Origin of the sequence: Asinibacterium sp. OR53 (genome assembly GCF_000515315.1) — a bacterium.
GTDB lineage: Bacteria > Bacteroidota > Bacteroidia > Chitinophagales > Chitinophagaceae > Sediminibacterium.
Window position 1 is genome coordinate 813,170 of sequence record NZ_KI911562.1, and the last position, 24,212, is coordinate 837,381.

A 24,212-nucleotide genomic window follows, 5' to 3' on the forward strand; every position below is an offset into this window, starting at 1 on the left:
ATTAATTATAGACCGGATCCAGTTCCGGATGCAAGGTTTCTGATAACCAGAGGAATTCATTCACGAAGGTTTCCACTGATTTTTCGAAAGAAGCATCTTCCAACTCCCCTTTTTCATTGAATTTCTTGTCCACAAAAGGTGTTACCAGCATGTGCGGAGAAGCCACGCCGAACAGCGCAGGGATCAGCAGTAATAACTGCTGACTGGCCCTGATACCACCCAAAGCGCCCACCGATGCCGTGGCAATACCAAATGCTTTGTGCGATTGCTTGGGAAAATGGTCGAGCAGGTTCTGCATAGCCGGAGAATAACTGCCATTGTATTCCGGCGTTACCAGTATAAAAGCATCTGCTGCGAACATCCTTTCCGCCAATGGCTTGAAGGCATCGGGCGTATGCTCTACATTCCTGTACACTTGCTGTAACAGGGGAAGGTTCCAATCCCGCACATCAATAATGTTCACCTTGTGGCTGGTCTTTGCAGAAAGATAATGCTTTAAGAAAAGGGCCAACCGGTTGGTTACACTGTCTTTCCTCGGACTTCCCGATATGATCTCTATGTTCATAATTGTATTATTAAGCTTGTTTTACCATCTGAATAGACAGGTGCAGTTTCACATCATCGCTCACCACTACTCCGCCTGCTTCTGTTACTACACCCCAGCTCAGACCGAATTCTTTACGGTTGATCTTACCACTGATGTCGAATCCGGCTTTGATCTGACCATAAGGGTCGGTCATGGTGCCACCGTATTCTACAGTCAGTTCCACGGTTTTGGTTACGCCACGGATGGTAAGGTCGCCAACGAGTTTGTACTCTTCTTCGTCTTCTTTGGTGAAGCTTTTAGAAACGAAAGTAAGCTTAGGAAATTTCTCAGCGGCAAAGAAGTCTTCGCTCTTGAGGTGACCATCGCGCTGCTCGTTGTTGGTGTTGATGCTGTTCACATCGGCTTCAAATGAAATGGTTGCGTTGTTGAAATCGGGCGCTTCTGTTTGTAAAGTAGCGTCGAATTGGGTGAAGTTGCCCGATACGGTGGCAATCATCATGTGTTTTACTTTAAAAGCGATTTCGCTGTGTGCCGGGTCAATTTTGTAGGTTGTCATGATATTTTGTTTTATGCGTTGAAAAAATTATTTGATTATGCTGCTTCCAGTTCCATGGGTACTTCTATGAGCAGGAGTTCTGCATCACTGCCGGCTTTGATCTGCAAGGGATCGGCAGTGTCCCAAATACCCAGTCCATCACGCTCTTCCAGTTCCTGTCCGTTAATGGTGGCTTTTCCTTTGATGAGAAAAGCATATACACCACTGTTTTTGCTGTGCCAGTTGTAGCTGGTCTCGAACCCGTTGGAAAGATTTGCCAGAGAAAACCAGGCGTCCTGGTTGATCCATACGGCTTTCTCGTCGTCGGGCGCTACCACGGTGAGTACCTGGTTCTGCCTGTTGGCCGGGTTGAATGTTTTTTGTTCATAACGCGGTTCAATATTGTAGTTTTTGGGGAAGACCCATATCTGCAAAAATTTCACCGCCTTGTCTTTGTTGGCGTTCATTTCGCTGTGTGCGATGCCGGTACCAGCGCTCATGATCTGTACATCGTGTTCGCGTATGATCTCACTGCGGCCGGTGCTGTCGCTGTGGTGCAGATCGCCATAGAGCGGAATGGAAACGATTTCCATGTTCTCGTGCGGGTGTTTGCCAAAGCCCATGCCTTTTTCTACGGTATCGTCGTTCAATACACGCAGGGCGCCGAAATGGTTGCGTTCAGCGTTGCGGTAATGGCCAAAGCTAAAAGTATGGAAGCTGTTGAGCCAGCCGAAATTGGCGTGTCCGCGGGTATTTGCTTTATGAAGTATGGTTTTCATGTTGTCTCTTTATTATTTAAGTGTATATACACCTATTTATTTAAAAAATATTACGCTTCTTTTATCCTTACTTTTTCCAGCAGTGTATTCAATGCTGCGCCTTCCTGTTCTGAAAGGACCATCATCTCATCGAACATCTTGTTCAAACGCTGTGTGGTGGCTTCCAGGATGGTGATGCCACTCTGCGTGAGGGTGATCACGGTTTCTCTTTTATCTTCCGCTGAAGTGGCCCTTTTAACCAGCTTCTTCAATTCCAGCCTGTCAATGATCCTGGGCACGTTGGAGTTCTTTTCAATCATCCGGCAGGCAATGTTTTTTACGCACAGCTGCTCCGGGTAACGGCCCTTTAAAATGCGCAATACATTGTATTGTTCATGGGTAAGGCCAAACTCTTTCAATTCCTTGCTGGTAACGGTTTTCAGCCACCAGGCAGTGTATAATATGTTCAATCCTGCTTTCTGCACTTCGCTTCTGAATTTAGTACTCTGTATGGCTTGTTCTAATTTCACAACACAAATGTATGTACATACATCTAATTTTCCAAATCTTATTTGTTAAAAAAAATCCCGCCGGTGGGGCGGGATTGTATCTCAATGATTTAGTGCATTAATTCTTTACTGCGGAATGGGTTCTGTCGGCCGCTTTGCGCCATTCGTCTAGACCGCTGCAACTGGCAAAATCGCCGTCGATGGCTACATAATAAGTAGGAATGTGTTCTTTGAACCATTTTTCCAGCACCTCCTGTTTCTTTTCGGCCAGCGCGCGCTTGGCTACGCGGTCATAATCTTCTTTCAGGTTTTCGCGGTGGGCTTCGGTACGGGTCTTCAGGTATAGGATCCTTACCACGCGGCGATTGCGGTCGTCGGTATATACCTGGGGTTGTGAAAACTGGCCGGGCTTCAGGGTTCTGAGTGCGGCTACCAGGTCTTTATCCTCAATCTGGTCAATACGCAGGAAAGTAGAGCCGGAGCCATCCTGTGCAGTGATAGAACCTGCGCTGTATTTGCTGTTCTCATCATCGCTGTATTTGCTTACGGCTTCACCAAAACTCATGGTGCCGGCCACCAGTTTGGTGCGGATGGTATCGAGCTTGTGTTTGGCTTCTGTGATCTCTTCATCGGTTACCGGTGGAATGCGCAGTATGTGTTTAACAACTGCTTCATCCCCGGAGCGGCTGATCATTTGAATGATGTGCAGTCCGAATTTCGATTTTACCACCGGTGATACCTGTCCTTCCTTGAGCCTGAATGCGGCTGCCATGAAAGCGGGATCCCAGTTCTTATCGTTGCGGTTGAGGGTGTATTGTCCGCCGTTGTCTTTCACGGCCGGGTCTTCGGAATACAGTTTGGCCAGCTGGTCTATCTTCTGCGTACCGGCTTCGATCTGCTTCTTGTAATCATACATCTGCTTCGCCACATAATCTTCCACGTCTTTATTGGCTTTCGGGTGCACTACAACCTGGCTGATCTCTATCTCACTTTCGTAATAGGGCAGGCTGTCTTTGGGCGTCTTATTATAGTATGCTTTTACTTCTGTAGGCGTGATCTTCACATTGTCTACGATCTTGGCCTGCATGGCATCTGCCAGCTTGCCTTCCTTGATGGCTTCTTTATTGTCTTCCTTGATCTGGTAAACGGTTTTGCCGGCAATTTCTTCCAGCACGTCTTTCGATCCGTATTCCATGATGAGCCTGCGTATGCGCAGGTCCATAGCAGATTCTATTTCTTCATCCGAAACCGGGAGTGAATCTTTCTGGGCCTGCAATACCATCGCTTTCCTGATCAGGAAACCTTCCAGTACCTGGCATTCAGTAGGCAATATCACATGATCCTGACCCTGGGTTTGCCTTTTGGCGTCGGCCACGGCATTGATCACATCCGAGCGGAGGATGATCTTATCACCCACCTGCCCCACGATCTTGTCGGCCAGCACTTTTTTGGTCTGGGCCTGAACAGATGGGTTCATGCCCAGCCCGCCTCCAATCAACAATACCAATAGAATTGCCTTCTTCATAAGTTTCAATGTGGGTCAAATGTAGGTTATCGGGTTCTTAAGAAAATGTAAAAGCTATTACAGGGTACGCTTCACTTCTTCTTCTTCAAATGCTTCTACGATGTCGCCTACCTTGATATCGTTGTAGTTCTTGATGGTTAAACCGCACTCCATGTTGGATACCACTTCTTTCACATCGTCCTTGAAACGTTTCAGGCTGCCCAGCTCGGCGCTCTGTCCTTCGCCTTTGGGGTATTCCACGATACCGTCGCGGATGATGCGGATCTTGCTGTTGCGGCTGATCTTTCCTTCGAGCACATAACAACCGGCCACGGTGGCTTTGTCGAACTTGTACACTTCGCGTACTTCCACGTTGGCCACGATCTTTTCCTGGTATTTGGGTTCCAGCATACCCTCCATCGCGCTCTTGATCTCGTCGATGGCGGTATAGATGATGGAGTATAGTTTGATCTGTACACCTTCTGTTTCTGCCAGCCTGTTGGCCTGCATGGAAGGTCGCACGTTAAAGCCGATGATGATGGCGTCTGATGCAGTGGCCAGCAGTACATCGCTTTCGGATATCTGTCCTACTGCTTTGTGTACCACGCGCACGGCGATCTCTTCGTTGGAGAGTTTCTGCAAGGAGTCGCTCAGGGCTTCCACCGAACCGTCCACATCACCTTTGATAATGATGTTGAGCTCCTTGAAGTTACCCAGTGCCAGACGACGTCCGATCTCATCGAGCGTGATGTGTTTTCTCGCTCTCAGTCCCTGCTCGCGCAGGATCTGGGCGCGCTTGGTTGCCACTTCTTTGGCATCGGCCTCATCTTCATACACTTTGAATTTCTCACCCGCCTGCGGCGCACCGTTCAAGCCCAGTATCACTACCGGTGTGGATGGCGGCGCTTCTTCGATACGCTGGTTACGTTCGTTGAACATCGCTTTCACACGGCCATAGTGCTGTCCGGAAACGATCAAATCGCCCTGGCGTAAGGTTCCGTTCTGCACCAATATGGTGGCCACATAACCACGTCCTTTATCGAGCGATGCTTCGATGATGGTACCGGCGGCTTCGCGGTCGGGGTTGGCTTTGAGGTCGAGCAGTTCTGCTTCGAGCAATACTTTTTCGAGCAGCAGGTCTACATTGAGTCCCTGTTTGGCAGAGAGCTCCTGGTTCTGGAACTTACCGCCCCAGGCTTCTACCAGGATGTTCATTTGCGAGAGTTGCTCGTATATTTTCTGCGGATTGGCCCCGTCTTTGTCTATTTTGTTCACCGCAAAGATCATGGGTACGCCGGCAGCCTGTGCGTGGCTGATGGCTTCCTTGGTCTGCGGCATCACGGCGTCGTCGGCCGCTACTACAATGATGGCAATGTCGGTTACTTTGGCACCGCGGGCACGCATGGCGGTAAACGCTTCGTGACCCGGCGTATCGAGGAAAGTGATGGCTTTGCCGTTGGGCAGGGTTACCTCGTAGGCGCCAATGTGCTGGGTGATACCACCGGCTTCACCGGCTACCACGTTGGCATTTCGGATATAGTCGAGCAGTGAAGTCTTACCGTGGTCTACGTGACCCATGATGGTAACAATGGGAGCACGTGTTACGCGGTCTTCCTCATCATCTTCATCGTCTTCCTCTTCCATTTCCTGTGCATCGTCCATACCTATGAATTCCACTTCGAAACCGAATTCACTGGCCACCAGTTCAATCACTTCCGCGTCGAGGCGTTGGTTGATGGATACCATGATACCCAGGTTCATACATTTTCCGATCACTTCGGCAAAACTTACGTCCATGAGGTTGGCCAGCTCGCTTACGGTAATGAATTCCGTTACCTGCAGCTTGTTGTCTTCCGCGGATTCGCCCATGGCTTCAGCGGCTTCGTCGCGTTTGGCGCGGCGGTATTTGGCTTTGAGGCTCTTACCACGACCGCCGGAACCGGCCAGCTTGGCCTGCGTTTCGCGGATCTTTTCCTGTATGGCTTTCTGGTCTATCTCTTTGTCTTCTACGGGCGTCCTGCGCGGATTCCTGTCGTTGCTGCGGTTGCCGCCTCTTTGCGGACCGCCGCGGTTATCGCGGTTGAAGCCTCCGCCCTGTTGCGGGCCACGATTCTGACCGGGACCGCCACCGGGCCTGTTGCCCTGGAACGGAGGTCGCTGACCACCCTGGCCCTGACCTTGCCCTTGCGGCTGGTCGCCCGGTTTTTTATCGATGGGTATACGCTTGCGTTTACGTTTCTCGTCGCGGGCCATGGGCTTGGGACGGGTATCGCTGTTCACAGGCAGTTCTATCTTACCCAGGATCTTGGGACCTTCCAGTTTTTCGGCGCGGATGTTCTCGATCACGGGGCCGGCTTCTCCTGCCGGTGTTGCTTGCGGCGGGGGCGCTGCTAGTGTTACAACAGGCTCCTGCTTGGCAACCGGCTCTGGTTTAGGTGCTGCCGGTGCAACGGGCTCTTCTTTGGGAGCCGGTTGTTTGGCCTCGGCGGCCGGAGCAGCTTCTTCTGCCGGATGCTCTTCTTTTTTCCTGGGCGCCGCTTTTTTGGGGCGGGTAGAAGAGTCAATGGCGGAGAGGTCTATTTTGTTGATGACTTTCGGCGCTTCGATTTCGGGCGCTTCTATCTTCACATGGTTGTTGTCTTCTGAAGCGGGTGTTTCTGCTACCGGTTCCGGTTTAGCGGCAGGGGGCGGAGCGGGTGCTACCGGTTCTGCTACCGCAGGTTCTTCAGTTGCCGGTTTTTCTTCTTTGACTGCCGGCTTCTTCTCTTCTTTCTTAAAGCTGATCTCTTCTTCGTCTTTCCTTTTCTTAGCTTCTCCCTGGGCCGCTTTGGGTATTTCTACCTGGTCGGCTTTGTTCTTGGCCACTTTATCGCTCTGGAACTCTGCCTGCAGGGCATAGTATTGGTCTTCCAGGAGCTTGGCGGTGGGCTTCAGGTCGTCGCGGTTAAATCCTTTTTTCACCAGGAACTCGACCAGGGTATCCTGGCCAATGTTGAATTCCTTGGCGGCTTGTAACAGTCTCGGTAATTTCAGTTCTGACATTCAGTGTTTTTATGGTCTTCGAAAGACTTCGGCAAATATAGCTTCTAATGAGGAGCTTATTCTTCTCTGTCGAATTCTTCCTGTAATATTCTTCTTACGTCTGTGATGGTTTCTTTTTCCAGGTCTGTTCTTCTTTCCAGTTCTTCGGGTGTTAGTTTGAGCACGCTGCGAGCGGTATCGCAACCGATGCGTTTGAATTCGTCGATGATCCAGGATTCGATCTCATCGCTGAATTCATCGAGGTCGATATCGAACTCGTCGGTCACTTCTTCGTCTTCGCGGAACACATCGATCTCATAACCCGTCAATTCGCAGGCCAACTTTATGTTTACGCCCCGGCGACCGATGGCCAGGGATACCTGGTCGGCCTTGAGGTACACTTCGGCGTGCTTTTTTTCGTTGTCCAGCTCCATGAAGCTGATCTTGGCGGGCGTAAGCGAGCGCTGGATGAGCAGCTGTATGTTGCTGGTATAGTTGATTACGTCTATATTTTCATTCTTCAGTTCACGTACAATACCGTGGATACGGCTACCTTTCATACCCACGCAGGCGCCTACGGGGTCTATGCGGTCGTCGTAAGATTCTACGGCCACTTTGGCGCGCTCCCCGGGGTCGCGTACGATCTTTTTGATGGCGATGAGGCCGTCGAAGATCTCGGGTACTTCAATCTCCAGCAGTTTGGCCAGGAACAGCGGACTGGTCCTCGATAGGATGATCACCGGCGTATTGTTCTTGAGGTCTACGCGGGCTACCACGGCGCGGATGTTCTCGCCTTTTTTGAAGTAGTCTTGCGGGATCTGTTCCGATTTGGGCAGGATAAGCTCGTTGCCTTCTTCATCGAGCAGGAGCACTTCTTTTTTCCAAACCTGGTACACTTCGGCGCTGATGATCTCACCTACGCGGTCGCCGTATTTTTTAATGAGCACGTTCTTTTTCAGGTCGCTGATGCGGCTGGCCAGGGTTTGTTTGGCGGCCAGGATGGCGCGGCGGCCGAAATCGAGAATGTCTACTTCTTCGTACAATTCTTCACCTACTTCGAAGTCAGGTTCAATTTTGGTGGCTTCGGTATAGGCCACTTCGGCCAGGGGGTTTTCCACTTCACCGTCTTCCACGATCATGCGGCGGCGGATGATCTCAAGGTCACCTTTTTCCGCGTTCACGATCACATCGAAATTATCGTCGCTTCCGTATTTCTTGCGCAGGAGGGTTTTGAAAACGTCTTCCACCACTTTCATCATCGTGGGACGGTCTATATTCTCTGCGTCTTTGAATTCCTGGAATGCTTCAATCAGGTTAATACTGGCCATAGCTCTGAATTTTATTAGAATTTGACTTGAACTGTTGTAGTTTTTATGTTATTGAATGGTATTACCAATTGTTGGGTCACCGCTTTTTTGCCTTTGCCCTCGGTATGTTCTATTATGATATCGGCTTCGGCCACTTCCAGCAGTTTGCCTTCTTTCTGTGTGCCATCGGTAAAAAGTATTTCTACCTGGCGGCCGATGTTTTTTACATACTGGCGTTGGAGTTTCAGGGGCTCGTCTACGCCGGGTGAAGAGAGTTCGAGGGAGAATTCTCCTTCGGGGTACATACCGGTTTCTTCTATGAGTTTGTAGAGTTTCCGGTTGAACTGCACGCATTTCTCTATGGCGATGCCCTGGTCGCCGTCGATGAATACTTTTACGTTGTTGGTGGGTTTTATTTTCACTGCCACACGGAAATAGGCGGGTTCGCCGGCCAGCACTTGGTCGGTAAGTTGCTCTATTTTTTCTATTGCTGTTTCGTTTGCCATTAATTTCTTCGGGTATGTAAAAAGGAGAAGGGAACGGTGTCCGTTCCCTTCTGTTGTTCATTTCCGAGTGCAAATGTAGTGTATTGCAGGTGTATATTCCAAATTTTTGGCGTTAAGGGGTTTTAACTTTTTGGTGGCTGGGGCTTGGTTTTAATGGTTTAACTTTGTTGCCCCATGTTCAAGATATTAGTTTACGGTTTCATCATTTACATCGTATACCGGTTCATTTTTGACTTTGCCATACCGGTGAGCAAGGCCAGCAGCCAGGTGCGGGAGAAGTTGCAGGAGATGCAGCGCCAGCAGGAGGAAGCGGCGAGACAGCAACAGGCGCAGAGCCAGCAGCGGACTTCTTCTTCAAAGCCTTCGGTAGGTGAGGATTATATTGAGTTTGAAGAGGTAAAGAAATAGTTACCCGTCATCCCGATTCTGATTTGTTCGTCATCCCGAGCGCAGCCGAAGGATCTCACAAAACTTTCAACCAACTATTTTCCATACTTATAGTCCCAGTTCCAGCACAGTTTTAGGCGCCGCCAAGTGAATGGTTTGCAGACCCGTTTTTTGTGCCCCTTCTATGTTTTTGTAGGTATCGTCTATAAAAACGGTTTCAGCAGGGTTCAGCTTTTCTGCTTTAATGATCGCTTCGAAAGATTCAAGATCAGGTTTTCTGAGGCCCAGCTCATGCGAGTAATACGCTTTGATGAAGAAGCTGTTGAAATCGCGCCCATTGTTGTTTTTACTGAAATCGGCTATGAAATGATCGTAATGGATCTGGTTGGTGTTGGAAAAGAGGTAGACGTTATATCTTTTGCCGATGGCTTCCAGCCAGGTCACGCGTTCTTGCGGAAAATCGAGCAGCAGTGCATTCCAGGCATCACGAATTTGTTCATCGGTGAGGTTGGTGCCGGTTTCTTTGCGGAAGTCATCATAGAATTCCTGTGGCGAAATTTTGCCGGTTTCGAGGTTCAGGAACAGGTCGTGCGAATGGTGTTGGGTGAACATGGCGTTGAATTGGGGTACGCTCAGGTTCCTGAATGCTTTTTCTGTCAGCGAGAAATCGAGGTTGAGGAAAACGCCGCCGAAGTCGAAGATGATATTTTTCGTTTGCATGCGGCAAATATCCCTTATTTCTCTATTTTTGCCGCCCAAGATCGAAAGATCAGGGCCTATAGCTCAGTTGGTTAGAGCACCTGACTCATAATCAGGGGGTCCCAGGATCATGCCCTGGTGGGCCCACAAAATTTCGCGAGAGTGCCGGGTTTTCCGGCACTTTTTCGATTTTATAGATATAGTTGTCTATTTGGTTGTCTATAATATTTATAAATAAAATTATTTTCCGGGTGATAATTGCAACTGTCGATGGACTAGACTCTCCCCTAAATTTTAAACGTCGATATTAGCGGTAGTTATATAGTCTTTCAAAAAATGAATAAGAATATTTTAAAATTCTGTCCGCCGTATACCTTGTAGCATCAGTACAATCTTTGTCATGTATGATGCCATTTATAAATGCTGCGGTCAATCGCTCTGAGGGCATTTGTCCAAATGAAGCCAAACATTGTTTTTGAAATATTTCTTTATAAAAGTTCAATTGCTTTTCTACTTTTTCTTGTCGAAAGTATGCATTGGAAACTTCAATCCTTTCAGTGTTGTTAATAACTTTTATTATAAAGCTTTCTTCGTTTCGGTTAGTAAAATGATTAAAGGTATCCTTTGCATTTATGCCATATATGTCTACATATTTTATGGATGCTTCATTTTCGAACACTTGAATAGTAAAATCATTAAAAAATATCACATAGTTGCCATCAATAATACCAATACCTACCAAATTTTTTGTGTATTCAAAGTCGTCACCTAAAGTATTCAGATAGGTTACATTTAATGGTATTGCATTAATTCTTTGCTCTGAAATATCCTTGTCAAATAGTATTTCTCTTAATTCATTTTGAAGTGCTGGAGGAATATTGAATATTGGGTCGCAAATTGATGTACGCCAAACTTGTAAAAGGAAAAATTGGCGCATAATAGTTTTCTCTGGAAATGATAATTCACTTGTTCCAGTTAAATCGTTGCCTCTTAATCTGGGCAAAATAGTTTGACTGAATTGCTCTTCAATTTCCGTAAAGAATCCTTCACAAGTCCTACAAAAAACATAGTCAACCGAATAAGCAATTTGTTTCGCATTGGCAATCTCTTCTTCGGTCGGCTCTCTTCCTAATGCCTCCAAAATTGAATTTTGAGAAGTTTCTCTCTGAAAATTAAAGTCGATAAATGGTGTTGAATTGGAAACCTCAAACATATATCCTTTCTCTCTGACATTAGCCCCATCTTCGTTTAAGCAAGACCTTATTATACCATCAGTCAAATAATGAGTATTTTTTTTATCAGCTTCCCTTTTTTGGCAAAATTTACAAGTCATACGATGGCTTTTTTAACTAAACTTAATGGCATAAATTTTAACTCTTTCAGTGATTGCTTGCTGTCAAAAAATAATACACAACATTTTGAGTTCTTAATTTTTGCCGATGGATAAATTAGTCCATCAATTTTTGTTTCTCCGTCAAAAATGTACCTAAAATATTCAGTTACAATTTGTGTTGGGACATAATCTATATGCTCTTTCCCATCTCGTTTGATAGTTTGCGAAATGTCGGCGACGAAGTTTTTTAGGAACCTCGTTGAATAATAGTCTTTGAAATTTTCCAGGTCAAATATACTTGGAGGAACGGGCAAATCACTAAAATCTATTACACTTAGAACTCTTTCAGGCTTAAAGGTCACAACAGTGAAGTGATCTTTGTCTTTATTGGATGTGTCCAAGGTTTCTGCTATTGCTGTGTCACTGTTAAATGCACAGTAGAACATTGATATTCCTGCAGGACTCATTCTATTGGGGTACAATGCATATTCATCAGGAGGTGATGCTATTTGCGAGGCTGTGAAAATCTTTTCTGTTTTGCTATGTTGTCTGCATCGAAATAACTCTACTTTTTGAGATATGTGTTTAATTAACCCAAACTCTTTCACTTTTGAGCCAATTTCATCTAAAATATCATAGGCATTTTGATTGTATGAAAAACTTTTGAAATTGTCGCTGCGACCAAATAGGTATCTAGATTTATGTTTAGTTACGTCTTTAAAATAGTCACAATGATAAACTAATATTTCACTGTCACTGTCATAATATCTATTAGGCTCGCTCCACGCTCTGTCATCAATGCAATCTATTATGTCTTCATTTAATTGATAATTGTCGATTTCTAAAGCGATTTCGTCATTTATAAGTTCCCATTGAGTGTATGTCTCTCCCAAATAGCCTCCTTCACTTGAATCATAAGACATAAACTCTGCAGCATCTTCGTAAAAATTCATAATGCCTTCCATCATGAAAAACATCAATCTCTCGAAGGGAATTACATTTTTTGAACGCTTACAGTAACTGCAATTCCCCTTTTTTGAATTTCTTTTTATGAAATTGATAATAGCGGATTCATGGATATGTGAGGAACATACAAAAGTATCTTTTAGTCCGCTCAATCCTCTAGTCCATAAATCTTGTTGTTCTTGGTCAACTCCGCTCATTTATGTTGTACTTTATCGTTATAAATTCGCATGACGATCAATCTAAAATCAATATTGAATAAATAAAATTATCAGATTATACGCTAAACCAGCCAGAAAATTGAATCACTCCCCAGAAATCCTAGAATCCTTCTCTGCGAGGTTAAAAAGTATAACTAAGACAATGCAAAGAGCCGCCCATTTTGGAGAGTTGATCGTGAAGCCTTATCATTTTTGAAGCCTTATCATTTTTAGGACATCGCTAATTTAGACTTTTTGTTGTTTTTGACCTCCCTCCGGATTTCGGGCATCCCTAAGTTGGAGAATTCAGACTGTTTGAAGGATAAAAAAACTCTTTATGAAGGTATGTATTTTCCGGTGAAGCCGACAGATTTTCTGTAGCTGCAAAATACATCCCTTCATGAAGAGGAACCTTGGGTATGTTTTTTTCCTTTCGCTCTTTTGATTGTTTTATCAGTTGTTCATCTACTACTTCAGCAGGCGTCTTACCATTTAAAGAACTGTGCGGTCGATAGTGATTATATTCCGCTACCCANCCACTTATTTTCTCATAAGCATCCTCCAGAGATAGGAACCAGTGCGTATTTAAGCATTCATCGCGGAATGATCCGTTAAAGGACTCGATGAATGGATTGTCAGTGGGCTTTCCAGGTCGGGAATAATCCAAAGTGACTTTGTTTTCATATGCCCATTTATCCAGATCCTTACTGATAAACTCACTTCCGTTATCNACCTGGATTCTTTCCGGAACGAGTTGATTTTGTTTTTTCAGCGCTTCCATTACTTCCACGACGTCTGTTCCTTTTAACGACTTTCCCACTCGTATCGCCTGACAAAAGCGACTAAAATTATCCACTACAGTTAAGCATCGGAACCGGTTGCCATTAAAGAGATTATCTGAAACGAAATCCATGCTCCAACATTGGTTTAAACTGTTGTTTTCCACTCGTTCCAGCCGATGGGCGGCTGCTTTGTTGCGCCTGGGGCGNTTACTTCTTAAATTCAATCCTTCTTCCTTGTAAATCCGGTACACGCGGTTAGCGCCGTCCTTCCATCCTTCTCTTCNAAGAACCATAAAAATCCGCCATAGACCATATCGGACACGAACAGCTGCAATCTCTTTAATCCTTTGTCTCAATGGACCATCAGGCCTTCTATGCGCTTTATAATACCAACCCGAGCGATGCATGCATACCACTTTGCAGGCACGTTGAACAGACACACGATATTGATCACGCAGTCGCTGAACACATACTTTAAGCTGTCGCAGCTTCAGGGATTTTTTTTTAACACGTCCTGAAGCATCTGCTTATCCAGGGTCAGGTCTGCCACTATCTGCTTTAAGCGGTAGTTCTCTTCTTCCAACTGGCGCAGCCGCCGAAGTTCAGACACCCCAAGACCACTATACTTTTTCTTCCAGTTGTAAAAGGTCGCTTCTGAAATGCCTATCTTACGACAAACCTCATCCACCCGTGTGCCTGTATCGGCTTGCTTGAGCGCGAAGGCAATTTGCTGCTCGGTAAATTTTGTCTTTTTCATGGCCGTATTGCTTTTAAAAGTTACGCAATTTTGGCCCGATTCTCTACTTTATGTATGCCCGGTTTTTTGGGGAGAGGTCAAAAAATGATAAGGCTTCAATTTTATTGGGGACGTAATATTACGTTCGATAAATTTTTTACGGAAGGCTTTGTAAAGGAAGTACACCGTAAAATGTATAGCGATGTTTGGAAATGGGCGGGTGAGTTTCGCAAAACCAATAAAAATATTGGGGTAGATAAATGGGAAGTGTCAACAGAATTAAAATACTTGTTGGATGATGCGCATTATTGGGTAAAAAATGATGTGTATAGCCCGGATGAAATTGCCATTCGTTTGAAACACTGCCTGGTAAGCATTCATTGTTTCCCCAATGGTAATGGCCGTCATAGCCGGTTGATGGCCGATCTTCTTATTTTCCGAGTTTATAAAAAAGCAGAGCCTTTCAGTTGGGGTGCGGCCGAACTGGCAAAAAAAGATGCTACAAGAGAACCCTATTTGAACGCGCTAAAATCTGCAGATAAGGGTGATGTGAATCCTTTGATACAATTTGCAAGATCATAACGAAAGCTAGGCTAACTTTTGCCCTATGACTGAAATTATCATTGATAAGAAAAATACGTTCTAATGCCTGTAAAGGATTAATATACTTTACAGAAAAAGGCCGCGTTAAAATTAAAAGTCGAAAAGGTTTTTTCTCTAGACGATACTCGATTATATAGAAAGACAATAACTCCTTCTCTTTTGTACGTTTAGCCATCGGTAGAATAATAATTACAAAAATTAGAAAGTAGGGGTTGGCAACCCGTTTTATTAAAAAAAGTTTAATGCAAATACTGCCGCTATACGCCGAATTGTTTGAGGTGGTGATTACAATGTATATAGATGAATTGCCCCAATTGCTCCCTTTCTAATCGCTCCCTCTTTCAATATTGCCTTAATGGCTATTTTTCCCAATACCTGGCCTAATAAGGAGCGCTTTACAGCGATCTTACCCATATAATACTCTTCGCATAAAATACAATGCCTGAGCATTTGCCCGGTGGTCATGGTTCCCCATTGTGCATGATTGTTGGGGCCCAGCGAGCTGATCCTGCTGATGATTTCATTCCTGTCGGTTGTGTTGAAGATAGATTTCATAGAACTTATTAGATTTTTCTTATCAGCAGGAGACAGCATCAAACACCAGGCGGATCAGGCTTTCACTTAATTGACGGGTAAGCTTACCCGTTGTTCCGCTGCCTATCTTTTTTCCATCGATTTGCCATACGGGCAAAATATGCTTGGTGGTACTGGTAATAAAAGCCTCCTTTGCATTGAAAACATCATCCGGGGTTAGCATTGTTTCCTCTGCTTCCAGCCCCTGTGCCTTAGCTATATCCAATATTTTTTTCCGGGTAACGCCTTCTAATACATTATAAGCAGGTGTTTGCAGTACGCCATCCTTATTCACAATAAAAAAATTAGACCTGGGGCATTCAGTAACCATATCATTACTGTAATACAAGATATCCTGCGCCCCTTTCGATTTCATGAATGATTGCAAAGAGACCGCCATTAAGTAATCGATGGTCTTCACTCCTGGTAATTGCCTGAGGTGTTCGTACGTCATCAAAGCAATACCCTGGTCGATAGTACGGGATAGCTGCAAAGACTGGACAGTAATGATACAATTGGGTTCAACAATAGAATATCCATCGGAAGCATAACCGCCTGTAACTGTAATGCGCACGCCACATTCAGGCAACGCATTCTTCCTAACCAGTGATTCAATCTCACGCTTCAAAGCGGCCTTGTTTTGCCGGATGGAAAGATGCAAAGCATCTATCGAACGATACAGCCTGTTGAGATGGTCTTCCAGGAAAACAGGCTTGCCATTGACCACTTTAAAAAAATCAAACACGCCATATCCTCTCTGGATGGCCATATCATTTACCTGCAATACAGCTTCGCCGGCCGGAACTATTTTACCATTAAGGGATGAATAAAGCATAGCGTTGTTACAGGCGTTTATATTTTTTGAATAACGATAAAAGTGCGTCTTTCGGTAAGGCTTCTATTTTGTGTCCGTCTTTACCCGTCATGCTTTCGGCGGCCGTTAGTGAATTATAGATCGCTTCTTCTGTAGCTTCAATAACAGCGAGGAACAAAGCAGTTACATCTTCGTTTCTAAGCAATGGCACCTGCTGCAACTTAGTATCACTGTTGTATGGCACACGTACAGCCGGGTCTGTTGAAAAAGCGATGGCATAATCACCACTGCCATTGGAGGCAATGCCTCCTGTTCGCGCCAATCCCAGCATGGCTCGCTTGGCCAGTCGCTCCAGGTTGCGGCTGTCTAATGGCGCATCGGTGGCAACAACAATCATACAGGAACCATCTACATTGTTTAGCAATTGGTTGCTGAAGGAGAACTGTTTCAGTTCCTTTCCTACCGGCACACCATCTACCTGCAATACACCACCAAAATTGGTCTGCACCAATACACCCACCGTATAGGCTCCGAGGCTCACGGGTAATTTTCTCGAAGCAGTGCCGATACCTCCTTTAAAACCATAACACACAGTGCCTGTTCCTGCACCTACATTTCCCTCGGCCACTTTACCGGAAGCGGCATTTTTCAACGCATCCCACACGTCCTCTTTTTTGATGTGCATGCCCCGTATATCGTTGAGGTAGCCGTCATTGGTTTCACCCACTAAAGCATTCACAGATTGTACATTTTCATTTCCTTTCTGCTGCAGGGTATATTCGACCACCGCGTTCATGGCAGTGCCAACAGCCAGTGTATTGGTAAGCACAATGGGCGTTTCAATATTGCCCAGCTCCTGTACCTGGGTGGTACCAGACAGTTTCCCGAATCCATTGCCAGCATATACTGCAGCCGGTACTTTTTGTTGAAAGATATTATCTCCATGCGGGAGGATTGCTGTAACACCTGTTCGAATGGAATCTGCTTTGATCAGCGTGGTATGACCCACTTTTACACCCGGAACATCCGTGATCGCATTGAATGCACCCGGTTTCATTACCCCCGGTTGTATACCCAGATCGCGAATATGTGTAAAAGATTGAGCAGATAAAATTAAAGGAAGGAACAGGAAAACGAAATTGGTAACTACTTTCATATTGCATGTGTTGCCAGTAATAAAGGTAGTTGAAAACCTGTCGAATAAGCGTCATCTTAACGAGTAGCTCGCCAGTTCCCATACGCCATTCCCCGGTAACGGCCCCAAACTAAAAGCGTCCCGGTGTAGTTTGATCATACCCACACCTGGCATGAACCAAAGTGTATCCCGTGTATAAGAATTACCGCCCGGTTGCCTTGTACGGGATAACACATAGGCATCAAAGCCCTTCCCTACCTGTATCGAAGCCAGTGAAAGCACTTTGATGGTATCGTTACCTCCAGCAGTAACGAACCATTGGTTACCTACCTGCAAGGGAAAAACATACCTGAACCTTGGTGCAGGCATGGAAGGAATACAATTGTAACAGGGCGGAAAGTAAAAAACCACTTCGCCGGGTGAGGAACTTACATACGAAGTATCGGTAAAATTGGCAAACCGGGTAACCCAAACAGTGGCCGGTTCTCCATTGGGTAAGCGGGCAGTGCTTGTAATATCTACCACTATTGAATCTGTGTTTTGCGGATAGCCGCTGAAACGATATACCCAATGGTTTCCCTCCTGATTGGGAAATCCATTGGGTACTGTGTAGTCTTCTTTTTTATTACAAGCCACCGCCATAATCATCACTGATAACAATAGTCTGTACATAAAATAAGATTTATCCTCTCTTTATATACACGACACCGGCTATCGCAGATTCCGTTGCATATTCGATTCCGTTTATTCGCCTGGTGTGATCACTATATTTCTAAAAGACACCGGACCATGATCGCCCTGCAGGTAAATGGGGCCCGGTTCTCCTTCTTTGCTGTCCAGCGCACCGCCGGTAATGCCCGGTATCTCCTGGTTGCAGATGATGGTCTTGCCATTCGCAACCACCGTAACCATCCTGCCCACCAATGTAATATCATAACTTTGCCATTGGTCAGGTCCGATGGCCGCCATTTCACTAGGCACGAGGAATCCGTAAATGCCGCCAAAAAGATGGCTGCCCGGATGTTCAGTAGGGTCACTATCGAGTATCTGTGTTTCGTAGCGGCCCCTCAAATACACACCACTGTTGCTGTTCTTCTTGTATTTGAACTCAATGTGCAGTTTAAAATCGCGAAACTTTTCTTTGGTAATGATGTTGGCGCCGGAATGCGGACTAATCAATTCCCCGTTTTGAACAATCCATTGGTTGTTCTCTCTGTCTGTTGTCCATCCGGTGAGGTCCTTACCATTGAACAGGCGGATGGGTTTTCCCCAATGAATTTTTTTCTTCTCTGTTAGCATCGGCGCCCTTACGCCGGTAAAAGAAAGGTCTTTTCCCATGCTGGAATGTATCACTCCTTTGATCCCTTCGGCTGTGGGTTCTCCTTCCAGTACCATGTCTTTCTCTGACGACTCCCATTGTGGCGGGATGGCAAAAGAGAACTTGTTACCATTCAATAATACTTTGGCAACCGGTCTCGCACTTCCGCCGGAAGCCACGAATCGGCCCACAAGGGTTTTAACGCCGGAAATCTCGATCTCCAGCCAAGAAGCCCTTTCTTTTCCATTTTCCAATACGGTAAGATCCCATCTTCCTACCAGCTCTCCGCCGGCAATGCTGTTGGTCTTGGTGGGAGTTACCTGCGCATGAACAGATGATTGTGGCGCCATAGCGGCCCATCCTATCAATGCAATTACAATACTTTTCCTGATGTACATGATTTGACTATTTTTAAATGAACGGGTAATAACTATCCTATCGTTTTCATATTTACCGGATCCCATTGAATGGGTTTATGGCTGTAATAACTATCATTACAGAGCAACGCCGGCGCCGCAGCACGGTAACCAAAAACAGCATCTTCCACTACCGTACCGTTATTACGGATAGCCGTGAAGAAATTATTGAAGTGATCGTAATGCGCGCCTTTATATCCTTCTTCCGCCTGGAAAACAAATGATTCGGGAGGCAACATCTTTTTCCTGGTCTCCTGGCTTTTTCCTGCTTTTGCCAGCTGCGCTTCCATGAAAGGATCATGGGAATCGAAAGACTTATTCCTTCGTAACGTAACACGATCCCATTCTACATCCATAGCACCTTCGCTGCCAATCAAACGCAGGTAAGTGGTGCCGCTCGTGCCATCCACAAAATTACAACGCAATGAGAGGTTGAAACCCGGATGAGCAGTTCTTTCGGGGTAATCGAACGTGCCGATCAATACATCCGGTACTTCGCGTCCATCGTTCCAGTAACGCAATCCGCCGGTGGCATAAATATGATCGGGCCCAACTGAGTTGGTAATAAAGTGCAGGCTCGAGAACAGGTGCACAAATAGATCGCCCGCCATGGCGGTACCATAATCGCGGTAATTTCTCCAGCGGAAAAAACGCATTTTATCGAAGGGGCGATGGGTTGTATTGCTTACGAAAGTTTCCCAATCCACCGTTTGCTCTGATGCATCTTCGGGAATGGGGTATTGCCATACTTCTACCGGTGCACGACGCGCCCAGAAACCTTCTGCATAATTCAGCTTACCAATGGCACCGTCTTTCAACAGCTCACGCGCTTTCTCATTACCCAGTGAAGCCAGGCCCTGGCTGCCCACCTGGAACACCCTATTATATTTCTGTTGGGCTGCGATCACGGCGGGACCTTCATCCACACCATGTACCATCGGTTTCTCGCAATACACATGCTTGCCCGCGGCCATGGCATCTATCGATATTTGTTTGTGCCAGTGATCCGGGGTACCAATGATCACGGCATCCACATCTGACCTGTTCAGGATGTCTTTGTAATGCTTGGTAGTAAAAAGGTCTTTACCCCATTTGGTCTTTGCATCGTTCAACCGGCCATCGTACAGATCGCAAACGGCCACCAGTTTCACACCAGGTACCTTCAAAGCGGTATTGGTATCTGACGAACCCATGCCTCCTGCACCAATCAGTGCCAGGTTGATCTTGTCATTGGCTCCATAGGTTTTGCCTTCCAGTATTTCCCGCCTGATGCGCTCAACATAAGCGGCAGAAGCGGATTGTGCCAGCATCCCGCCGGCTAATATGCCACCGGTGGCCATAGATAAATTTTTCAGGAATCCCCGACGATTGTAATCTCTTTTCATACGGTATTTTTTTGTTTGCAACGCGTGCTCTAAAGATAAGCACACGTACGCATTTAAACACCGAAATCATCGAGGTATTGGCTATTTAGCCGGCTTATGTGTTCCATTGTAAAAATCAAGGAATGAGATCACTTCTGCTTCGTTCTTCAATTTGTTCCTGTTCTGCCTTAACCATTCTTTTGAAACGGCGTCAGTTGAGATAGCAGCCGTAACAGTATTGGGGTTAAGTGCAGTCAATGGAGTAATACGGTCATTATTGGAAATCGCATAATGATACTTTGAAAAAAAACCTGATTCCCACTTGCCCGATAAAGCGTTATAATTTTCCTGTCTGCGCAATATTTTCTGAAGCAGCAAAAGTTGAACCTTTCCTGTATCCAATACCTGGAAATAGGCTTTGCCATTATTGTCTGTATAATCCGGACGCGCTTCGAATACCGATAACACTTTTGTGCTGTCTTCCGCTTTCAGAAATACCACTTTTGATACCAGGCCAGTCTCTGCCGCCAGCTCTGCACCGTTGTTATCTAAGTAATGAACCTCCTGGGTATAAAGATTCATTTTCACTTGTTTCAATTTAACGATCGTTCCCCTGTTTAAATATAAAAGAGCCGGTGCCCATTTATCGTTCCAAAACGGACTACCATGCATATCTCCATAATTAATTACAGTAACTCTTTTACTGCCAATTGCGGATGGATCGTACACTTTTACGGCGCCATAATTACCATGTGTTGCCTCGGGATTGTCTACATCCACTGTCAATTGTGCATCTGCATAAAAATGCAGGGAAAGAAAAAAGCATATGGCTAATAATATGCGCATAGGCCGGGATTGTGACAGTAATATACAAATTATTTTACAGATGGCAATGAATATGGTATCCGTGATGGCTTAAAATGTAATTTCACCTCATGAACAAGCCGCTCACAGCCATACATCATATTGCCATCATCTGCTCCGATTATGAAAGGTCGAAGCATTTTTATACTACCATATTGGGTTTACAGATCATCCGTGAAGTGCACAGGCAGGAACGGCAGTCATATAAACTGGACCTGGCCATTGGTGACCATTATGTGATTGAACTGTTCTCTTTTCCCAGTCCGCCGCCGAGGCCTTCGAGGCCCGAAGCCTGCGGTTTGCGTCATCTTGCTTTTTCAGTGAGCGATATAGACGAGGTCATCAGGCATTTGAATCATCATCACATTGAAACAGAACCCATAAGGGTGGATCAATATACAGGCAGGCGGTTCACCTTTTTTACAGATCCTGATGGATTGCCCCTGGAGCTATATGAAGCGTAACCTCCTGCCTGCAATAAGCAGATTCATTCTATTTGCTGGTAAACTTCTGTAGCAAACTGGGAATGGCGGCTGCTATAGCGCCTGAAGCGGCTGACCCCAGTCCGAATTTCTCAGTAAGGCTGCCTACCAGTCCACCTTCAGCAGCTGATACGAGCGGGTTACCTGAACCAAGCATACTTCCCAGGCTTCCAAGCAACCCACCGCCGCCCGATGCTTCCTGCTGGTTACCAACGCTATTGGCAATATGACTGGCGATTTCGTTGTGTACCGCATCACTGTGTTCTGCGGGAATGGCATTCGCCAGTTCGGGATTGTTGGCGAAATGATCCTTTACAGCTTGTAAAATTTGATCGAACATATTGATTGGATTTAGATGACAGAAGTAAAAATACCAAAGCTTTCACAACAACCCCGCTACTAAAACAACTTAGCAATTTCATAATTCCGGGTCGCCATTATCATGCCAATATTTTTTGTTTGAATAGTTTAGGGCCGTTTAACAGGGTATACTATAAGTTAACAAGTTACTGTAATCACCAATTCAATAAGTAACCCCGCATTAAAATTTCAGTTATTAACTCTGTCTGGGACCGACCGTAAGAGGCCATTTCAGACCAAGCGGTTTTTTTGCCCAGATCACAGAAGATAATAGCAGTGGAAAAGAAAAGCACGATAAGCACATCGAGATGCCCGGCAAAATAGAAGTGATCAAGAACGGCAATTATTTTATGCTGGATTTCTCGAGTTAAAAAGTTTACTGCAGGGCAAGTATCTCTTCCCAAACCGATTCATGCACAGGAATTCCTTCCTTTTCATTTTCATGACGTTTCCTCAAAGCCTGTTCTCCCGGATATAAAATATTATCTGCGTCTTTAGCAAGGGGGCTCGATTTAGTGAATGCTATAATTTCTTCCACCTGCTGTTGATGAAGTTGGTTAGGTGATATACATATAAAACATTGCGACAGGTTGGCTTCTTTTCCACTCTCCGTGATTTTTGCAACAGAAAGTCCTCCGGTAAGGGAAGTGAGCAAAATATCCAGCATTAAAGACAATCCATGTCCTTTCCAGAATCCAATCGGCAGTGCCCGGAAAGATTCTATAATGTGCCCGGGATTAGTGGACAGGTTACCGTCTTTATCGTAGCCTCCCGGAACAGCTAGGCTTTTATTACTCAATGCATTCTCTTGTAGTTTTCCATACGCGTATTGCGACAATGCCATATCCAGTACAACATGTCCTTGCGCTCTCGGAACCGCTATAACCAATGGATTATTACCGATGCGGGCATCCTTACCCCCCCATGGCGGCATATTGGCAATGGTATTGGTAAAACAGATGCCGACGCATCCCGCATCGGCCGCCTGCCATCCATAAGCGCCACCGCGCATCCAATGATTCGTATGATGGAGCATCACACAACCGATCCCATTTTCCTTCGCCAGTTCAATGGCTCTTTCCATGGCTTTATGCGCATTGTAAACTCCAGGCCCTGAATGTCCATGCCAGTATTCTACCAACCCGTTCTTTCCGGTAAGTTCGGGTTCTGCGTGAATATCGATCAATCCCTCCCGCACATATTGTACAAAGAGCGGGAACCGGTTAACTCCGTGTGAGTACACCCCATCTAAACTATTCTGTGCAAATATGCGTGCACACAATGTCGCTTTGTGTTCCGGGAATGCCAGTTTCAATAAAATTTGCTTAAGTATTTTCTCCAAGTCCGCAAAGTGAATTCTCATGAATCTCTATTTTATTTTTATTGTCGTCTTTACTATCCCTTGTTAAAGGCTTTCTATGCCAATAAGAAGCCAGCACGGAACCCGTGATATTCATCATGGGTCCAAAAATAGCCGGCGCCAACCCCACGGTGGCAATCTTTCCCATTTCCTTGGCAATGCCGGAAGCCAGGCTTCCATTTTGCATGCCTACTTCAATAGCAACTGTGCGGCAATCCCTTTCATTGAGCCTGAACAGGCGAGCCGACCAATACCCCAGGCTATAACCGGCCAGATTATGCAACAAAACCAGCAGCACTAACAATGGGCCGATCGCAAGCAGGCTATCCCTGCCTGCTGCCGTAATAATAACGATCGTACACGTGATACCGAACATGGAAACCAATGGCATTATAGCATTGAGCCAGTGAAACCTGTTCGATAAAAACTTATTGAACAACAACCCGGCACCAATAGGAATGATCACCATCCTGAAAATACCCCACATCATTTCTACAAAATTGATCTCTACATAAGCTCCTGCGAGGGTCTTCATCAATAATGGTGTCATTAACGGCGACAGCAAAGTCGATACCGCCGTTATGGTAATGGACAGCGCCAGGTTGGCTTTTGCAAGGTATGACATAACGTTGGATGCCATACCATTAGGTGAACACCCTATGAGAATGATGCCAGCGGCTATTTCCGGCGGGAAGCCGCTCAGTTTTGCAATGGCATATCCTATCACCGGCATGATGATATAATGACTTGTAACTCCGATAAAAACGCCTTTGGGCATTTTCACTACCCCTGCAAAATCTCCAAGACTCATAGATGTGCCCATTCCAAACATGATCAACTGTAAGAAGGGCGTGATGAGGTTTGTCAATTTATATCCCTGAATCGAAACAAAATGATGCGGGTAATACAATGCCGCTAATACAGCCGCAAAAATGATAAAAGGATATGCGAATGTTTTCAGGTATTGAAAACCCATGAAACCAATGGAGAGGCACAGGAAAAAACCAATTAAGAAAGGCCCTGTTCGTAAAAATTCTCCTGTGAACGCTATTATAACTGCAATTACTAATAATATAGCAGCAATGGAGAATGCAGTTTTATATACAATTCTATTGATGGTCATTCAGCAATCGTTT

At 45.5% G+C, this 24,212-nt stretch carries 24 protein-coding genes, 1 tRNA gene and 1 pseudogene; 4 read left to right on the plus strand and 22 right to left on the minus strand.

Features of this window, described 5'->3' with window-relative positions; translation table 11 throughout:
* Position 1 precedes the first annotated feature (1 nt).
* The 8 genes from SEDOR53_RS0103490 to SEDOR53_RS0103525 form a co-directional block, all read right to left on the minus strand.
* Positions 2-565, minus strand: coding sequence for an NADPH-dependent FMN reductase (locus SEDOR53_RS0103490; RefSeq protein ID WP_026768469.1), 564 nt, complete (start codon positions 563-565; stop codon positions 2-4).
* A 10-nt stretch (positions 566-575) separates the two neighbouring features.
* The gene (locus SEDOR53_RS0103495; protein ID WP_026768470.1) at positions 576-1,103 is read right to left on the minus strand and encodes a YceI family protein; all 528 of its coding nucleotides are present in this window, start codon (positions 1,101-1,103) and stop codon (positions 576-578) included.
* Positions 1,104-1,138: 35 nt separating this feature from the next.
* Positions 1,139-1,861: a pirin family protein gene (locus SEDOR53_RS0103500; RefSeq protein WP_026768471.1), complete on the minus strand. Its 723-nt coding sequence runs from the start codon at positions 1,859-1,861 to the stop codon at positions 1,139-1,141.
* Positions 1,862-1,911: 50 nt separating this feature from the next.
* Positions 1,912-2,370, minus strand: coding sequence for a MarR family winged helix-turn-helix transcriptional regulator (locus SEDOR53_RS0103505; protein ID WP_026768472.1), 459 nt, complete (start codon positions 2,368-2,370; stop codon positions 1,912-1,914).
* 97 nt (positions 2,371-2,467) lie between these two features.
* The gene (locus tag SEDOR53_RS0103510; protein WP_026768473.1) at positions 2,468-3,874 is read right to left on the minus strand and encodes a peptidylprolyl isomerase; all 1,407 of its coding nucleotides are present in this window, start codon (positions 3,872-3,874) and stop codon (positions 2,468-2,470) included.
* Between the two features lie 57 nt (positions 3,875-3,931).
* A complete protein-coding gene (infB, locus tag SEDOR53_RS0103515) occupies positions 3,932-6,895 on the minus strand; it encodes a translation initiation factor IF-2 (RefSeq protein ID WP_026768474.1) in 2,964 nt (987 codons plus the stop codon).
* Positions 6,896-6,951: 56 nt separating this feature from the next.
* Positions 6,952-8,202 carry a transcription termination factor NusA gene (gene nusA / locus SEDOR53_RS0103520; RefSeq protein ID WP_026768475.1) on the minus strand — a complete coding sequence of 417 codons (1,251 nt, stop codon included), beginning with the start codon at positions 8,200-8,202 and terminating at the stop codon, positions 6,952-6,954.
* A 14-nt stretch (positions 8,203-8,216) separates the two neighbouring features.
* Positions 8,217-8,687, minus strand: coding sequence for a ribosome maturation factor RimP (locus tag SEDOR53_RS0103525; protein WP_026768476.1), 471 nt, complete (start codon positions 8,685-8,687; stop codon positions 8,217-8,219).
* Between the two features lie 174 nt (positions 8,688-8,861).
* Between SEDOR53_RS0103525 and SEDOR53_RS0103530 the strand changes: the two genes are divergently transcribed.
* Complete coding sequence (locus tag SEDOR53_RS0103530) at positions 8,862-9,095, plus strand: hypothetical protein (RefSeq protein ID WP_026768477.1); 234 nt, start codon at positions 8,862-8,864, stop codon at positions 9,093-9,095.
* An 87-nt stretch (positions 9,096-9,182) separates the two neighbouring features.
* On the opposite strand, the gene SEDOR53_RS0103535 is transcribed toward SEDOR53_RS0103530, so the two are convergent.
* Positions 9,183-9,794: an HAD family phosphatase gene (locus SEDOR53_RS0103535; protein ID WP_026768478.1), complete on the minus strand. Its 612-nt coding sequence runs from the start codon at positions 9,792-9,794 to the stop codon at positions 9,183-9,185.
* A gap of 52 nt (positions 9,795-9,846) precedes the next feature.
* Here SEDOR53_RS0103535 and SEDOR53_RS0103540 point away from each other — a divergent pair.
* Positions 9,847-9,920, plus strand: a tRNA-Ile gene (locus SEDOR53_RS0103540).
* Positions 9,921-10,080: 160 nt separating this feature from the next.
* Here SEDOR53_RS0103540 and SEDOR53_RS0103545 read toward each other — a convergent pair.
* From SEDOR53_RS0103545 to SEDOR53_RS19005, 3 genes and pseudogenes are all read right to left on the minus strand, one after another.
* Positions 10,081-11,106: a hypothetical protein gene (locus tag SEDOR53_RS0103545; RefSeq protein WP_026768479.1), complete on the minus strand. Its 1,026-nt coding sequence runs from the start codon at positions 11,104-11,106 to the stop codon at positions 10,081-10,083.
* Positions 11,103-12,269, minus strand: coding sequence for a HEPN-associated N-terminal domain-containing protein (locus tag SEDOR53_RS0103550; protein ID WP_026768480.1), 1,167 nt, complete (start codon positions 12,267-12,269; stop codon positions 11,103-11,105). The genes SEDOR53_RS0103545 and SEDOR53_RS0103550 overlap by 4 nt, the downstream gene beginning before the upstream one ends.
* Before the next feature lie 472 nt (positions 12,270-12,741).
* Positions 12,742-13,808 (minus strand): annotated as a pseudogene (locus SEDOR53_RS19005) (IS3 family transposase); the annotation flags it as partial.
* An 84-nt stretch (positions 13,809-13,892) separates the two neighbouring features.
* On the opposite strand from SEDOR53_RS19005, the gene SEDOR53_RS17030 reads away from it, so the two are divergent.
* Positions 13,893-14,369, plus strand: a complete 477-nt coding sequence (locus SEDOR53_RS17030) for a mobile mystery protein B (protein WP_051416475.1) — start codon at positions 13,893-13,895, stop codon at positions 14,367-14,369.
* A 306-nt stretch (positions 14,370-14,675) separates the two neighbouring features.
* Here SEDOR53_RS17030 and SEDOR53_RS17035 read toward each other — a convergent pair whose 3' ends face one another.
* From SEDOR53_RS17035 to SEDOR53_RS0103600, 7 genes are all read right to left on the minus strand, one after another.
* Positions 14,676-14,945 (minus strand): hypothetical protein, encoded by a 270-nt coding sequence (locus SEDOR53_RS17035; protein WP_051416476.1) that lies wholly within the window; start codon positions 14,943-14,945, stop codon positions 14,676-14,678.
* Between the two features lie 22 nt (positions 14,946-14,967).
* Positions 14,968-15,798, minus strand: a complete 831-nt coding sequence (locus SEDOR53_RS0103575) for an aminotransferase class IV (protein ID WP_026768482.1) — start codon at positions 15,796-15,798, stop codon at positions 14,968-14,970.
* Positions 15,799-15,805: 7 nt separating this feature from the next.
* A complete protein-coding gene (locus SEDOR53_RS0103580; RefSeq protein WP_026768483.1) occupies positions 15,806-16,933 on the minus strand; it encodes a P1 family peptidase in 1,128 nt (375 codons plus the stop codon).
* Positions 16,934-16,984: 51 nt separating this feature from the next.
* A complete protein-coding gene (locus tag SEDOR53_RS0103585; protein WP_157576685.1) occupies positions 16,985-17,584 on the minus strand; it encodes a hypothetical protein in 600 nt (199 codons plus the stop codon).
* 72 nt (positions 17,585-17,656) lie between these two features.
* The gene (locus tag SEDOR53_RS0103590) at positions 17,657-18,628 is read right to left on the minus strand and encodes a DUF1080 domain-containing protein (protein WP_026768485.1); all 972 of its coding nucleotides are present in this window, start codon (positions 18,626-18,628) and stop codon (positions 17,657-17,659) included.
* A 32-nt stretch (positions 18,629-18,660) separates the two neighbouring features.
* Entirely contained in the window at positions 18,661-20,031 is a 1,371-nt protein-coding gene (locus SEDOR53_RS0103595) for a Gfo/Idh/MocA family protein (RefSeq protein WP_026768486.1), read from the minus strand.
* A gap of 81 nt (positions 20,032-20,112) precedes the next feature.
* Positions 20,113-20,856, minus strand: a complete 744-nt coding sequence (locus tag SEDOR53_RS0103600) for a hypothetical protein (RefSeq protein ID WP_026768487.1) — start codon at positions 20,854-20,856, stop codon at positions 20,113-20,115.
* Between the two features lie 89 nt (positions 20,857-20,945).
* Between SEDOR53_RS0103600 and SEDOR53_RS0103605 the strand changes: the two genes are divergently transcribed.
* Positions 20,946-21,338 carry a VOC family protein gene (locus SEDOR53_RS0103605; RefSeq protein WP_026768488.1) on the plus strand — a complete coding sequence of 131 codons (393 nt, stop codon included), beginning with the start codon at positions 20,946-20,948 and terminating at the stop codon, positions 21,336-21,338.
* A gap of 28 nt (positions 21,339-21,366) precedes the next feature.
* On the opposite strand, the gene SEDOR53_RS0103610 is transcribed toward SEDOR53_RS0103605, so the two are convergent.
* From SEDOR53_RS0103610 to SEDOR53_RS17040, 3 genes are all read right to left on the minus strand, one after another.
* Positions 21,367-21,696, minus strand: a complete 330-nt coding sequence (locus tag SEDOR53_RS0103610; protein ID WP_026768489.1) for a hypothetical protein — start codon at positions 21,694-21,696, stop codon at positions 21,367-21,369.
* 396 nt (positions 21,697-22,092) lie between these two features.
* Complete coding sequence (gene yiaK, locus SEDOR53_RS0103615) at positions 22,093-23,079, minus strand: 3-dehydro-L-gulonate 2-dehydrogenase (RefSeq protein ID WP_026768490.1); 987 nt, start codon at positions 23,077-23,079, stop codon at positions 22,093-22,095.
* The gene (locus SEDOR53_RS17040; RefSeq protein ID WP_051416477.1) at positions 23,042-24,199 is read right to left on the minus strand and encodes a bile acid:sodium symporter family protein; all 1,158 of its coding nucleotides are present in this window, start codon (positions 24,197-24,199) and stop codon (positions 23,042-23,044) included. The genes yiaK and SEDOR53_RS17040 overlap by 38 nt, the downstream gene beginning before the upstream one ends.
* Between the last annotated feature and the right edge of the window lie 13 nt (positions 24,200-24,212).